Consider the following 13,955-nt stretch of genomic DNA (forward strand, 5'->3'; position numbering starts at 1 on the left):
CCGCACGGCGCTGGAGGGGCCCCAAGGTGGCCCAAAAACAAAAAAGGGTCCCGGAATTCGGGACCCTTTTTCTCGATACCTTGGTGGGCCGGGTGGGGTTCGAACCCACGATGTCCTTTCGGAGGTGGATTATGAGTCCACTGCCTGCAACCAACACGGCGTCCAGCCCAAGAAAAAAGACCCGGTCGTGAAGGCCGGGCCGTTTCGTCGATTGGCCGACATACTACATGAAAAAGGGGCCTCCGCAACCGCTTCGCTTTCGCGAAACGACTTGGAGGCCCTTTGATCGCATCATTTGCAGCCAGCCGCGGCGGCTGCCGTCAATTCCCCTCGAGGAACGACTTCAGCTTGTCCGAACGGCTCGGATGACGCAGCTTGCGCAGCGCCTTCGCCTCGATCTGACGAATCCGCTCGCGCGTCACGTCGAACTGCTTGCCGACCTCTTCGAGCGTGTGATCAGTGCTCATTTCAATACCGAAACGCATGCGCAACACCTTCGCTTCGCGCGGCGTCAGCGAATCGAGCACGTCCTTCACGACGTCGCGCATGCTCGCGTGCAACGCCGCATCCGCCGGGGCGACCGTGTTCGTATCTTCGATGAAGTCGCCCAGATGAGAATCGTCGTCGTCGCCGATCGGCGTTTCCATCGAGATCGGCTCCTTCGCGATCTTCATGATCTTGCGGATCTTGTCTTCCGGCATTTCCATCTTCTCGGCCAGCGTGGCCGGATCCGGCTCGAGACCAGTTTCCTGCAGGATTTGACGCGAGATGCGGTTCATCTTGTTGATCGTTTCGATCATGTGAACCGGAATCCGGATCGTGCGCGCCTGGTCGGCGATCGAACGCGTAATGGCCTGGCGAATCCACCACGTCGCATAAGTGGAGAACTTGTAGCCACGACGGTATTCGAACTTGTCCACGGCCTTCATCAGGCCGATGTTGCCTTCCTGAATCAGGTCGAGGAACTGCAGACCGCGGTTCGTGTACTTCTTCGCGATCGAGATCACGAGACGCAGGTTCGCCTCGGTCATCTCGCGCTTCGCCTGGCGCGCCTTCAGTTCGCCGGCCGCCATCTGACGGTTGGTTTCCTTCAGGTCCTTCAGCGGCAGCACCACGCGCGCCTGCAGATCGAGCAGACGCTGCTGCTGTTCGCGGATCGCCGGAATGTTGCGCGTGAGGATCGCGCTATACACATGCCCCTCGGCGACGATCTTGTCGGCCCATTCGAGGTCCGTCTCGCTTCCCGGGAAACGCGCGATGAATTCCGCGCGCGGCATGCCGCACTTGTCGACGACCGTATGGAGGATCTGACGCTCGACCTGACGCACTTCATCCACCTGCGCGCGCAGCGTGTCGCACAGACGCTCGACGGTACGCGCGGTGAAGCGGATCGTCATCAGCTCGTTCTGGATGGTTTCCTGCGCCTTCAGATACGACTTTGACTTGTAGCCTTCCTTCTCGAACGCGCGACGCATCTTGTCGAACCATTCGCTGATCGACGCGAATCTTTCGAGCGACGCGCGCCGCAGCGCTTCGAGCTGCGCGGCGTTGGCGGTGGCTTGCGCCGTGCCATCGTCTTCTTCCTCGTCCTGCTCTTCCTCTTCCTCGGCTTCCTCGTCTTCATTCTCGATCGCTTCCGCCTCCTGCGCGGAGAAGCCGTCGGCGTCTTCCGCGTCGGCGTCGATCAGACCGTCGACGAGTTCGTCGATGCGCGCTTCGTCGTTGGCGACGCGCTCGGCCATCGCGAGAATGTCGGCGATCGTGGTCGGGCACGCGGAGATGGCCATCACCATGTGCTTCAGGCCGTCTTCGATGCGCTTCGCGATTTCGATTTCGCCTTCACGCGTAAGCAACTCGACCGTGCCCATTTCGCGCATGTACATACGCACGGGATCGGTGGTGCGGCCAAATTCGGAGTCGACGGTGGACAGCGCGACCTCGGCTTCCTCTTCGACTTCATCGTCCGACGAAGCTGCGGGCGCGTTGTCGTTGAGCAGCAGCGTTTCAGCGTCCGGAGCCTGTTCGTAGACCGCGACGCCCATGTCGTTGAACGTGCTGATGATGCCTTCGATCGCCTCGGTCTCAGTGAAGTTGTCCGGCAGGTGATCGTTGATTTCAGCGTACGTGAGGAAGCCGCGCTCCTTGCCGAGCTTGATCAGCGCCCGCAGCTTGGAGCGACGCTCTTCAAGTTCCTCCACCGTGCCCGGCTGCGACGACGCGAACGCATCCTTCAGCAGCGCTTTTTCCTTTGCACGACGGTCGCGAGCCTTGACCTTCTCCGTTTTGCCCGGTGCGGCGGCAGCGGTTTCTTCGGTGTGGGTTGCATCGTCATCGACGGGTACTTCATTCAGCTTTTTCGTCATGGAGTTCGCCGTACCGGCTGTAGTCTCGATCCCCGGCTGTTGGACAACAGCCGGTCGAACCGTGGATACTGGAGTCACGCGCGCTACCGCATCGACCTCAACGGCAGCCGCTTCCCTTGCGCTTCTGACACCCGCCCGCCTGGCGGCCGGCGGTGCTGCGGCATTCGCCGCCCGAACCGATGCGGTCTGCGCGGCCGCAGTGGTCGACGACTTTTTCCCGGCAGCCGGTGCAACGCTGACAGCAGACGTTCTTCTGGCGGACGCAGTCAGCTTGGCTTCGGTAACTTTTCCGGTGCGCTTTTTAGCGCGTGAGCCTGTTGTCTGATTTCCGCCTGTCGTCTTTGCCATCGCATCGCCTTTCGCCTTTGCTAGGAAAACCCTTGAAAAAACAAACCGCTAGAAACTTTTGATTGTACCACCCAAGATTTCGGCCTCTCCGTTACAGCCCGAGCTGACGCTTCATGTCGGCCCGCTTGCGGTTGAGCTCCGAGAACTCGGCAAATTCTTCCGGCGTATGCCGGGACTGTCGCGAGAGCTGCTCGAGGCGATCGCAATAAGCGTCGTATCGCATCTTCAGAATCGCGGCCTTCAACTCCTCGCCGACAATCCGTTCCTGCTCGCGCCGTTCCTCGATGACGACCGCGTCCTGCGGGTCTTTCAGCAGCAAATCCCTGACATTTTCATCATAGTCTAGAATTTTGCGAAAGATTTCCTCGAAAGTTGGGGCGTTCGCGCCGTTTCGCAAGAGATCCGATAACAACTGGAACGCCGCCGAATCGCCGAGAGCGCGCGCGTGCGTCGTCACTTCCGCGAACAGTTCCCCGTGCCGGGTCACGTTGAGCAGCGCCTCTTCGGCCTCTTCGTCGAGCATCGCGACCGTGCGCGGATACATCACCAGATTGCGCAGCGTCTTTTCCTCGATGCCGGTCACGCTGCGCCGGTCCTTGCGGGCCGGCGCCTCACGCGCCGCGGCCGCGATCCGCGCGTCGATCTCGCAAAGCGCCGCAACTTCGCTGAACGGCACATCGAGCCGGTCGGCGAACATGTGCATGATCTGCGCACGCAGCGCATTGGCCGGCAACGCCTGCAGCAGCGGTTTCGCGTCGAACAGCGCGCGGGCTTTGCCTTCGGGCTGATCGAGCTCCTTGCCGGTCAGCACCTCGTTGAGCATGAATTGCGACAGCGGCATCGCCCGTTCCACCTGCTCGGCGAAAGCCTCCGTGCCGCACTCGCGCACGTAGCTGTCCGGATCGTGCTCGGTCGGCAGGAACAGGAAACGGATTGTCCGGTTATCGGCCGCATGCGGCAGGCACGCATCGAGCGCTCGGCGCGCCGCGCGCCGGCCGGCCGCGTCGCCGTCGAAACTGAAGATGACCGTGTCGGTCTGGCGCATCAGTTTCTGCACATGAATCGGCGTGCAGGCTGTCCCGAGAGTCGCGACCGCGTTCTGGAAGCCCAATTGGGCCAGCGCCACCACGTCCATATATCCTTCGACGACCAGCACGTAATGCCGCTCTCGAATCGCAAGACGCGCCTCGAACAGCCCGTACAGCTCGCTGCCCTTGTTAAATAGCGGCGTTTCGGGCGAATTCAAATACTTTGGCTCGCCGCCGTCGAGCACGCGGCCACCAAAGCCGATTACCTGCCCTTTGACATTGCGGATCGGGAACATGATCCGCTCGCGGAAGCGATCGTAGCGGCGGTTCTGACCCTGCGCATCGGACTTTTCGCTGACGATCACGAGACCTGCTTCGACCAGCGCGTCGTCGCGATAGTTCGGGAATGCCACCTCGAGATTTTGCCAGCCTTCCGGCGCATAGCCGAGGCCAAAACGCGCCGCGATTTCGCCAGTCAGGCCGCGTTTCTTCAAATATTGAATGGCGCCCGGCGCGCCGCGCAGCTGCTTGCGGTAGTAATCGCAGGCGGTCTGCATCAGGTTGGACAGCGCGGTGGTGACGGCCTTGGTTGCCGCCGGCGCATAGCCGCCGCCGGAGCCGCTAGCACCCGCACCGCCATATCCGGGCGAAGGCTCGTGCGGCACGGTGAGACCCACCGATTGCGCGAGCTCGTTGACCGCTTCGGGAAACGATGCGCCCACGTGTTCCATCATAAAACCGATGGCTGTGCCATGAGCACCGCAGCCGAAGCAGTGATAAAACTGTTTAGTCGGACTAACCGTAAACGAGGGGCTCTTCTCGTTGTGAAATGGACACAGCCCCATGAAGTTCGCGCCGCCCTTTTTCAGCTGCACATACCGGCCGACCACGTCGACGATATCGACGCGGTTGAGCAGGTCCTGCAGGAATGACGGTGGGATCACAGTAAATGACGCTGCCTGGAAAGCTTCAAAATCCAAGCCCGGGGTCCGGGCTCGACTCCGCGACCGGTCCCGCGCCTCGCCTTCCACGAAGGCGCGCGCGACCGGGGCAAACCGACCGAATTACTTCGCGAGCGCTGCCTTGACCTGCGCCGAGACGGCGGTCATGTCGGCGCGGCCGGCCAGCTTCGGCTTGAGCACACCCATCACCTTGCCCATGTCCTGCGGGCCGGCCGCGCCGGTTTGCGCGACCGCCGCCTGCACTTCGGCAATGATTTCCGCTTCGGACATCTGCTCAGGCATGTACGTAGAAAGAATGGCCAACTCGGCCTTTTCCTTGTCAGCGAGATCCGTACGTCCCGCGGCCTCGAACTGGCTGATCGAATCCTTGCGCTGCTTGATCATCTTGTCGATGACGGAGGTTATGGCGGCATCGTCGAGCGTGACCCGCTCATCGACTTCACGCTGCTTGATCGCGGCAAGCAGCAGGCGGATCGTCCCGAGACGTTCGGTCTCGCGCGCCCGCATGGCAGCTTTCATATCGTCGTTGATCCGGTCCTTGAGGCTCATCATTCACCTGCATTGCGTTGAAAAGTTGAAAAACCGGCCGGTTGACGGCGGCGATACCGCCGCATCAGCACGAAAACCCGCTTGGGACTTCTTCCTCAAGCGGGTTGGCGCAATTTGCGTAGTGGATGCGACCCTGCCGGATGGCCCGAGGGGCCGGGTTTGCCGTGATGGCACTGTTGTGCCGCCATCGGCTTCGATTCTGCCGCGCCGCGTACAGCGGGGCAACGCTAGAATTAGTAGAGCTTCTTTGGCAGCATCTGGCCACGCAGACGCTTGAAATGACGCTTCACTGCCGCCGCTTTCTTGCGCTTGCGTTCGGCTGTGGGTTTCTCGTAAAACTCGCGAGCGCGAAGTTCCGTCAGCAAGCCGTTTTTCTCCATGGTGCGCTTGAAACGGCGCATGGCGACTTCGAACGGCTCATTGTCTTTTACGCGGATGGTCGTCATTTTTCAATAACGGAACTTTGTAAAGGTTCAGGAGTATAGCAGAGCTTTCTCACAAAGCCATTGCGCCGTCAAGCCCCCGCGCGTATTCGGCGGCCGCCTCGCCGGCCGCGACACCGGAGGCCCACGCCCACTGGAAGTTGTAGCCGCCGAGCCAGCCGGTCACGTCGACCGCTTCGCCGATGAAGTAAAGGCCGGGCACGCGCGCGCTCATCATCGTCGTCGATGACAAACCGCGCGTATCGACGCCGCCGCGCGTCACTTCGGCCTTGCGATACCCCTCGGTGCCGTTCGGCGTGAGTGTCCAGCGCGACAGCGCCTCACCGATGCGGCGCAACGTCTTGTCCGGCAGATCCGCCACGCGGGTCTCGGCGGCCACCTGATGGGTGTCGAGCCACACATGCGCGAGCCGCTGCGGCACCCATTCCGATAATAGATTGGCGATCTGCCGCTTCGTGCCGTTTTTCGCGTCGACGAGCGCGGCCGCCGCGTTGCGCTCCGGCAGCAGATTGATGTGGATCGGTTCGCCGGGCTGCCAGTAGCTCGATATCTGCAGCACGCCGGGGCCCGACAGGCCGCGGTGCGTGAGCAACAGATCTTCGGTGAACTCGGCGCCGGTCTTTTTATCCCTAGTCGACAGCTGTACTTCGAGCGACACGCCCGACAGCGCCGCGAACGGCTCCCAGTCGGCCGGCGCGAAGGTCAGCGGCACCAGCGCGGGGCGCGTGTCGATCAGCTTGTGGCCGAACTGCCTGGCGATCCGATAGGCGAAATCGGTTGCGCCGATCTTCGGGATCGACAGACCGCCCGTCGCGATCACGAGCGCACGGGCGGTGATCGTGCCCGCCGTCGTGCCGAGCAGGAACTGCCCCTCGGCGTCCTGGCGCACCTCTTCGACGGACAGCGGCGTACGCCATACAACCCCACCGGCGTCGCATTCGTGTTTCAGCACGTCGATGACCGCGTCGCTCGACTGATCGCAAAACAGCTGGCCCTTGTGCTTCTCGTGCCACGTCACGCGATGCTGCTTCAGCAGCCCCATGAAGTCGCGCGGCGTATAGCGCGCGAGCGCCGAGCGGCAAAAATGCGGATTCGCCGACAGATAATTAGCCGGCCCCGCAAACAGATTCGTGAAGTTGCAGCGGCCGCCGCCGGAAATTCGGATTTTTTCCGCGAGACGCTGCGAATGGTCGATCAGCGCTACATGTCGGCCGAGTTGCCCGGCCACGGCCGCGCACATCATGCCGGCCGCGCCCCGCGCCGATCACCGCGATATCGAAGGATTCCATGGGGCCGCATTGTACCTGTCGGGCCCGCGCGTCCATGGCCGTGGCCTGCCAGCCGCCTGCGCCTGCTTGTCCGCGCTGCTATACTTTCAGGCTTACCTTTCACTTTCGGGTGCGCGTCACGTGCGCCTGTCTCAAGCGATTCATCATGCTCGTTCTCGGCATCGAAAGCTCCTGCGACGAAACCGGTCTTGCGCTCTACGACACGAGGCGCGGCCTGCTCGCGCATGCACTGCATTCGCAGATTGCGATGCATCGGGAGTACGGCGGCGTTGTGCCGGAGCTTGCGTCGCGCGACCATATCCGCCGCGCGCTGCCGCTGCTCGAACAGGTGATGGAGAGCGCCGGCGTCGCGCGCGGCGACATCGACGCGATCGCTTACACGCAAGGGCCTGGGCTCGCGGGCGCGCTGCTGGTCGGCGCGAGCGTCGCAAATTCGCTGGCGATGGCGTGGAACAAGCCGACCGTCGGCATTCACCATCTGGAAGGGCATCTGCTGTCACCGCTGCTCGTCGACGAGCCGCCGCCGTTTCCGTTCGTCGCGCTGCTGGTCTCGGGCGGTCACACGCAACTGATGCGCGTGACGGACGTCGGCGTCTACGAGACGCTCGGCGAAACGCTCGACGACGCCGCCGGCGAAGCCTTCGACAAAACCGCCAAGCTGCTCGGCCTCGGCTACCCGGGCGGCCCCGAAGTCTCGCGCATGGCCGAGTTCGGCACACCTGGCGCAGTCGTGCTGCCACGGCCGATGCTGCATTCCGGCGACCTCGATTTCAGCTTCAGCGGCCTGAAAACCGCGGTGCTTACGCACGCGAACCGGCTCGGCGGCGCAAACATCTGCGAGCAGGCGAAGGCCGACCTCGCGCGCGGTTTCGTCGATGCGGCCGTCGAAGTGCTGGCGGCGAAGTCGCTCGCGGCGCTCAAGCGCACGAAACTGAACCGGCTGGTGGTCGCGGGTGGTGTCGGCGCGAACGCGCAGTTGCGCGAAGCGCTGTCGGCGGCCGCGCAGAAGCGCAATTTCTTCGTGCACTATCCTGACCTGTCGCTGTGCACGGACAACGGCGCGATGATCGCATTGGCCGGCGCGCTGCGTCTGCAACGCTGGCCCGAACAGGCCGGCAACGACTACGCGTTCACCGTGAAGCCGCGCTGGGATCTGACGTCGCTCGCGCACTGAACCGCCGCCCCAAGAAGACAAAAAGCCACTTTACAAGCGGCTTTTTGCTTCAATGCTTTCGCAACGAAACGGCGTGGAGCGATCAAGAACGTATCAGGCGAGGCGCTTGTCCCGCTCGATCAGCGCATACGCGCTGTGATTGTGAATCGACTCGAAGTTCTCGGCTTCGAGCACATACGCGACGATACGCTCGTCGGCATTCAGACGCTGGGCAACGTCGCGCACGAGGTCTTCGACGAACTTCGGATTCTCGTACGCGCGCTCGGTGACAAACTTCTCGTCCGGGCGCTTGAGCAGGCCCCACAATTCGCACGACGCTTCGTCCTCGGCGATACGGATCAACTCTTCGACAGCGACGTCGCCGTTCAACTCGGCGTCGATCGTGACATGCGAGCGCTGGTTGTGCGCGCCGTACTGCGAAATCTTTTTCGAGCACGGGCACAGGCTCGTGACCGGCACCAGCACCTTCAGGAACAGCCGCGTCGCGCCTTGGCGGCTCTCGCCCGTCAGCGCGACTTCATAGTCGAGCAGGCTCTGCACGCCCGACACCGGCGCGGTCTTGTTCACGAAGTACGGGAATGACACTTCGATGCGGCCCGCCTCGGCCTCGAGCTTTTCGAGCATTGCGCCGAGCATCGTGCGGAACGTGGCCAGTTCGAGCGGCGCGTTATTCTCTTCGAGCAACGCGACGAAGCGCGACATGTGCGTGCCCTTCTGCTCGGCCGGCAGATGCACGTCGAGATTCCACGTGCCGATCGTCGGCTGCACTTCGCCGCCTTGCGCGCGAACCGTCAACGGATGACGCACGCCCTTCACGCCGACCCGCTGGATCGGAATCTGGCGCGTATCGGGGGTGCTTTGCACGTCGGGCATCACGAAGGCGGGATTCATCTGATTCATTCTTTTGTCCTTTCTGGAAAGCGCTGGGCTGCGCCAAGGTTTTCTCTGCATCGGGGACTATCGCGCATCGACTTTGACACGCCCAGCGGCCGTGCGGATCAGCGCGCAACGGCGAACGCCGGCTCCCGCCGGCGTTGGGTGACGGCCGAAACGGCCGTCGGTTCAAACTTGGGATTGCCGAAGCCGCCGTCGCATGACGGCGGCATGCGTCGCACCTACCGCGGCACGACAGCCGGCAGCGCTTTACGCGACGCGCTTCACCGACGACTGACCGCCGAGCGCGCCGCTCGCGAGGAAGCGTTCGCGGATCGACCTGGCGATACCCGCAGCGTCGAGACCGCACGCGGCGAGCAGCTTGGCCGGGTCCCCGTGATCGATGAACCGGTCGGGGAGGCCCAATTGTAGTATGGGGCGCATAACCCCACTCGCGAGCAGGGCTTCGACGCAGGCCGAACCCGCGCCGCCCATGATGCAGCCTTCCTCGATGGTGACGATCGCGTCGTGCGACTCGGCCAGCTTGCGCACGAGCTCGGTGTCGAGCGGCTTCACGAAGCGCATGTTCGCGACGGTGGCGTCGAGTTGTTCGGCCGCCGCGAGCGACGGCGCGACCATCGTGCCGAACGCGAGAATCGCGATGCGCTTGCCGGCCGGCGCCGACGTCTCCCGACGCATTTCGCCCTTGCCGAACGGCAACGCGCTCATCTGCTTGACCGTGGCGACACCCGTGCCCGCGCCGCGCGGATAGCGCACCGCGGTCGGATGCGACTGCTGCAACGCGGTGTACAGCATCTGCCGGCACTCATTTTCGTCCGACGGCGCCATCACGGTCATGTTCGGAATACAACGCATGAACGCGAGGTCGTATGCACCCGCGTGCGTCGCGCCGTCCGCGCCGACGAGACCCGCGCGATCGATTGCGAACACCACCGGCAGGTTTTGCAGCGCGATGTCGTGAATCAGCTGGTCATACGCGCGTTGCAAGAAGGTCGAATAGATCGCGACGACCGGCTTCATGCCGTCCGCGGCGAGGCCGCCCGCGAATGTCACCGCGTGCTGCTCGGCGATGCCGACGTCGAAGTAACGATCCGGGAAGCGCTTTTCGAACTCGACCATGCCCGAGCCTTCACGCATTGCCGGCGTAACGCCGATCACGCGCGAGTCGAGTTCGGCCGCATCGCACAGCCATTCGCCGAACACCTGCGTATAGGTCTTCTTCGACGGCGTCGCGGCCGGCTTGATGCCCTCGGCAGGGTTGAACTTGCCCGGGCCGTGGTACAGCACCGGATCGGCCTCGGCCAGCTTGTAGCCTTGGCCTTTCTTCGTGACGACGTGCAGGAACTGCGGCCCGCGCAGCTCCTTGATGTTTTGCAGCGTCGGGATCAGCGAATCGAGATCGTGACCGTCGATCGGCCCGATGTAGTTGAAGCCGAACTCCTCGAACAGCGTGGCCGGCACGATCATGCCCTTCGCGTGCTCCTCGAGCTTGCGCGCCAGATCGAGCACCGGCGGCGCGACGCGCAGCACGCGTTCGACGCCCGCGCGCGCGGCCGCATAGAAGCGCCCCGACATCAGACGCGCGAGATGGCGATTGAGCGCGCCGACGGGCGGCGAGATCGACATGTCGTTGTCGTTAAGGATCACGAGCAGCGGCACGTCGTCTTCGACGCCCGCGTTGTTCATTGCCTCGAAGGCCATACCGGCCGTCATCGCGCCGTCGCCGATCACGGCGATGCCCATACGGTTGTCGCCCTGCAGCTTGCTCGCGATCGCCATGCCGAGCGCAGCCGAAATCGACGTGCTCGAGTGCGCGGTGCCGAAGGTGTCGTATTCCGATTCATCGCGTTTCGGGAAGCCCGAGATGCCGCCCAACTGACGGAGCGTGTGCATCTGGTCGCGACGACCGGTCAGGATCTTGTGCGGATAGGTCTGATGGCCGACGTCCCAGACGATCCGGTCGTGCGGCGTATCGAACACATAATGCAGCGCGATGGTCAACTCGACCGTGCCGAGGTTGGACGAGAGATGGCCGCCCGTCTGCGATACGCTGTCGAGCACAAAGGCGCGCAACTCGTCGGCAAGCGGCTGCAATTGGCGGCGATCGAGGCGGCGCAGGGCTGCCGGGTCGTCGATGGTTTTCAGCAAGTCGTACATCGTCGTTCCATTGTAGGAAAACTTACGCGCCCGCACTTCATACATGCACCCCGGGGATGGAGAGTGCGCGGCGGCGGGCTCTCGCGTTCAGCTGACCCGGTCCACCACCAGGTCGGCCAGTTCGGCAAGACGCTGCGCACGAGCGCCGAACGGTGCAAGCGCGGCGTGCGCGTCGCTGCGCAGTTGCTCCGCCAGCGCGCGCGACGCGTCGAGCCCGATAATCGACACGTAGGTCGGCTTGCCATCCTTCGCGTCCTTGCCGGCGGTCTTGCCGAGCGTTGCGGAGTCGGTCGTGACGTCGAGAATGTCGTCGACGACCTGAAACGCGAGGCCGACCGCGGCAGCGTAGGCGTCGAGCGAAGCCAGCGCCCGCGCGTCCGGGGTCTCGCCGGCCAGTGCGCCCATCCGCACGGCCGCGCGCAGCAGCGCGCCGGTCTTCATGCGATGCATGGTTTCGAGCTGTGCGCGAGTCAGCGTCTGGCCGACGCTCGCCAGATCGATGGCCTGACCGCCGCACATCCCGATCGAGCCACTTGCTAGCGCAAGCTCGCGCACGAGCGAGGCCTGCTGCGGCTGGCCGAGCACGTCGGACGTGAGCACGACGAATGCCTGCGACTGCAGCGCGTCGCCGACCAGCAGCGCGGTCGCCTCGTCATACTTGACGTGGACCGTCGGCTTGCCGCGGCGCAGCTCGTCGTCGTCCATGCACGGCATGTCGTCATGCACGAGCGAGTAGACGTGGATCATTTCCAGCGCCGCCGCCGCCGCATCGAGGCATTCGGCGCGCGCGCCGGTCAGCTCGCCGGCCGCGTGGCACAGGAGCGGCCGCACCCGCTTGCCGCCACCGAGCACCGCATAGCGCATCGCCTCGTGCAGCCTGGCGGGTGCGGTCGTCTCGGCCGGCAGATAGTGTTCCAGAGCCGTTTCGACGCGTTCGAGCACCGAGCGCGTCCATTGTTCGAATGTCATAGGTCGTCCCCGCTCTCAGTCGCGGCTGTGCCTGCGGTATTCATGGGCAGCGGCTTGAGTGTCTCGCCATCGAGGACCCGCACCTGCTGCTCGACCTTTTCGAGCTGCTGTTGACAGAATGCGACAAGAGCCGCCCCGCGACGGTACGCGGCCAGCGATTGTTCGAGGCTCAGGCTGCCGCCTTCCATGCAAGCGACGAGCTCTTCCAGCTCTGCTTGCGCGGCCTCGTAGTTCTCCGGCAGCGGCGCGCTATTGCCGCTTTCGGCTGACGCGGCGGCGGAATCGTTCGATGCGGTCTTCGCCATGAATGGTCGCAAAATTAAAACAAGTCGGACATTCTACGGCAAAAGCGACATTTTTGATCCGCTCGCCAGCCTGCGCCCCGCCGTGCCGCCTCGCTTCGAGCCTGTTTGATGCCCACCTTTGCCCCGCTTCGACCCTGAAGTCTCGCAGAAAAAAAGCGCGAGGTCTGCGGCGAAAATGCCGAACTTTCTTGACATTTTTAACCCAAATCAGGGACTTAAGTGCCCCTGTCAGGGGGAAACGGGTATAATCGCGGGCTCCCTAAATCGAATCTTCGATGGTTGGGTTGTTCACTGCTTTCACGTCTTCATCGGGAGTGGGAATGTCCAATCTGAGCAATGCATTGCAGTTGCGGTCTGTCCACAGCCAGCTGCCAGTCACGGCTTACTTTGACGAAGCGCTTCTTACGCGCGAAATCGACACCCTTTTCAAGAAAGGTCCACGCTACATCGGCCACGAACTCATGGTGCCCGAAGCGGGGGATTATTTTGCCTTGCCCAGCGAACGCGAGGGGCGGGTGCTCGTCCGTAACCAGCAGTCGCAAGTCGAGTTGCTGTCGAACGTGTGCCGCCACCGGCAAGCCATCATGCTCAACGGCCGCGGCCAGACGCAGAACATCGTCTGTCCGCTGCATCGCTGGACGTACGACCTGAAAGGCGAGCTGCTCGGCGCGCCCCATTTCGCCGACAACCCGTGCCTGAATCTCGGCGCCACGCCGCTGCGGAACTGGCAGGGGCTGCTGTTCGAGGCGCAGGGTCGCGACGTCGCGAAAGATCTCGCACGCCTCGGCACCAAGCGCCGCTTCGACTTCTCGGGCTTCATGTTCGATCACGTCGAAGTCCATGAGTGCAACTACAACTGGAAGACCTTCATCGAGGTCTATCTGGAGGACTATCACGTCGCACCGTTCCATCCCGGCCTCGGCAGCTTCGTCAATTGCGACGATCTGACGTGGGAGTTCGGCGACTGGTACAGCGTGCAGACCGTCGGTGTGCACAAGGCGCTCGAGCAACCGGGCAGCCCGACGTATCGCAAGTGGCACGACGAAGTGCTGCGCTTTCGCGACGGCAATCCGCCCGAGTTCGGCGCGATCTGGATGGTGTACTACCCGGGCATCATGGTCGAGTGGTATCCACACGTGCTGGTCGTGTCATGGCTGATTCCGCGCGGTCCGCAGAAGACCACCAACGTGGTGGAATTCTATTACCCCGAGGAAATCGCGTTGTTCGAGCGCGACTTTGTCGAAGCCGAGCGCGCCGCGTATATGGAGACGGCCCGCGAAGACGACGAGATCGCCGAGCGCATGGACGCCGGCCGCCTCGCGCTGATGGAACGCGGCGAATCGCAGGTCGGTCCGTATCAGAGCCCGATGGAAGACGGCATGCAGCACTTCCACGAGTTTCTGCGGCGCGAACTCGGCACGATCTGATCCGCGCCGCGTGGCGCTTCGATCGACTCAAGGAAAGACGGGCTTCG

The 13,955-nt window shown here is 63.3% G+C and carries 10 protein-coding genes, 1 tRNA gene and 1 pseudogene; 2 read left to right on the top strand and 10 right to left on the bottom strand.

All coding sequences use genetic code 11. From position 1 onward, the window contains the following. Positions 1-81: 81 nt before the first annotated feature. From OKW43_RS05170 to OKW43_RS05195, 6 genes and pseudogenes are all read right to left on the bottom strand, one after another. Positions 82-169 (bottom strand) — tRNA-Ile (locus OKW43_RS05170). Positions 170-320: 151 nt separating this feature from the next. Beyond that, a complete protein-coding gene (gene rpoD, locus OKW43_RS05175; protein WP_429445658.1) occupies positions 321-2,711 on the bottom strand; it encodes an RNA polymerase sigma factor RpoD in 2,391 nt (796 codons plus the stop codon). 91 nt (positions 2,712-2,802) lie between these two features. Further along, on the bottom strand, positions 2,803-4,683 hold the full coding sequence (gene dnaG, locus OKW43_RS05180; protein WP_429447330.1) for a DNA primase: 1,881 nt from the start codon (positions 4,681-4,683) through the stop codon (positions 2,803-2,805). A gap of 120 nt (positions 4,684-4,803) precedes the next feature. Next, positions 4,804-5,250 carry a GatB/YqeY domain-containing protein gene (locus tag OKW43_RS05185; RefSeq protein ID WP_187637743.1) on the bottom strand — a complete coding sequence of 149 codons (447 nt, stop codon included), beginning with the start codon at positions 5,248-5,250 and terminating at the stop codon, positions 4,804-4,806. 233 nt (positions 5,251-5,483) lie between these two features. Next, entirely contained in the window at positions 5,484-5,696 is a 213-nt protein-coding gene (gene rpsU, locus OKW43_RS05190) for a 30S ribosomal protein S21 (protein ID WP_008919901.1), read from the bottom strand. Between the two features lie 49 nt (positions 5,697-5,745). Continuing rightward, positions 5,746-6,982: pseudogene (locus tag OKW43_RS05195) on the bottom strand (NAD(P)/FAD-dependent oxidoreductase). A gap of 145 nt (positions 6,983-7,127) precedes the next feature. Between OKW43_RS05195 and tsaD the strand changes: the two are divergent. Further along, positions 7,128-8,156, top strand: coding sequence for a tRNA (adenosine(37)-N6)-threonylcarbamoyltransferase complex transferase subunit TsaD (tsaD, locus tag OKW43_RS05200; RefSeq protein ID WP_187637741.1), 1,029 nt, complete (start codon positions 7,128-7,130; stop codon positions 8,154-8,156). A 93-nt stretch (positions 8,157-8,249) separates the two neighbouring features. Here tsaD and folE2 read toward each other — a convergent pair whose 3' ends face one another. From folE2 to OKW43_RS05220, 4 genes are all read right to left on the bottom strand, one after another. Further along, a complete protein-coding gene (folE2, locus tag OKW43_RS05205; protein WP_187637740.1) occupies positions 8,250-9,056 on the bottom strand; it encodes a GTP cyclohydrolase FolE2 in 807 nt (268 codons plus the stop codon). Positions 9,057-9,299: 243 nt separating this feature from the next. Further along, entirely contained in the window at positions 9,300-11,207 is a 1,908-nt protein-coding gene (gene dxs / locus OKW43_RS05210) for a 1-deoxy-D-xylulose-5-phosphate synthase (RefSeq protein ID WP_187637739.1), read from the bottom strand. An 87-nt stretch (positions 11,208-11,294) separates the two neighbouring features. Continuing rightward, positions 11,295-12,176, bottom strand: coding sequence for a polyprenyl synthetase family protein (locus OKW43_RS05215; RefSeq protein ID WP_429445663.1), 882 nt, complete (start codon positions 12,174-12,176; stop codon positions 11,295-11,297). Continuing rightward, a complete protein-coding gene (locus OKW43_RS05220) occupies positions 12,173-12,481 on the bottom strand; it encodes an exodeoxyribonuclease VII small subunit (RefSeq protein ID WP_187637737.1) in 309 nt (102 codons plus the stop codon). Before OKW43_RS05220 ends, OKW43_RS05215 begins: the two co-directional genes overlap by 4 nt. A 320-nt stretch (positions 12,482-12,801) precedes the next feature. On the opposite strand from OKW43_RS05220, the gene OKW43_RS05225 reads away from it, so the two are divergent. Then, positions 12,802-13,908 carry an aromatic ring-hydroxylating oxygenase subunit alpha gene (locus OKW43_RS05225; RefSeq protein ID WP_187637736.1) on the top strand — a complete coding sequence of 369 codons (1,107 nt, stop codon included), beginning with the start codon at positions 12,802-12,804 and terminating at the stop codon, positions 13,906-13,908. Positions 13,909-13,955: the final 47 nt, after the last annotated feature.

Origin of the sequence: Paraburkholderia sp. WC7.3g, from assembly GCF_050436345.1 — a bacterium.
Taxonomy (GTDB): Bacteria; Pseudomonadota; Gammaproteobacteria; order Burkholderiales; family Burkholderiaceae; genus Paraburkholderia; species Paraburkholderia podalyriae.

Excerpts from the sequence above, each read along its gene's own strand:
- rpoD (WP_429445658.1), bottom strand. The coding sequence starts at position 2,711 with ATGGCAAAGACGACAGGCGGAAATCAGACAACAGGCTCACGCGCTAAA.
- OKW43_RS05185 (WP_187637743.1), bottom strand. The coding sequence starts at position 5,250 with ATGAGCCTCAAGGACCGGATCAACGACGATATGAAAGCTGCCATGCGG.
- rpsU (WP_008919901.1), bottom strand. The coding sequence starts at position 5,696 with ATGACGACCATCCGCGTAAAAGACAATGAGCCGTTCGAAGTCGCCATG.
- tsaD (WP_187637741.1), top strand. The coding sequence starts at position 7,128 with ATGCTCGTTCTCGGCATCGAAAGCTCCTGCGACGAAACCGGTCTTGCG.
- folE2 (WP_187637740.1), bottom strand. The coding sequence starts at position 9,056 with ATGAATCAGATGAATCCCGCCTTCGTGATGCCCGACGTGCAAAGCACC.
- dxs (WP_187637739.1), bottom strand. The coding sequence starts at position 11,207 with ATGTACGACTTGCTGAAAACCATCGACGACCCGGCAGCCCTGCGCCGC.
- OKW43_RS05215 (WP_429445663.1), bottom strand. The coding sequence starts at position 12,176 with ATGACATTCGAACAATGGACGCGCTCGGTGCTCGAACGCGTCGAAACG.
- OKW43_RS05220 (WP_187637737.1), bottom strand. The coding sequence starts at position 12,481 with ATGGCGAAGACCGCATCGAACGATTCCGCCGCCGCGTCAGCCGAAAGC.
- OKW43_RS05225 (WP_187637736.1), top strand. The coding sequence starts at position 12,802 with ATGTCCAATCTGAGCAATGCATTGCAGTTGCGGTCTGTCCACAGCCAG.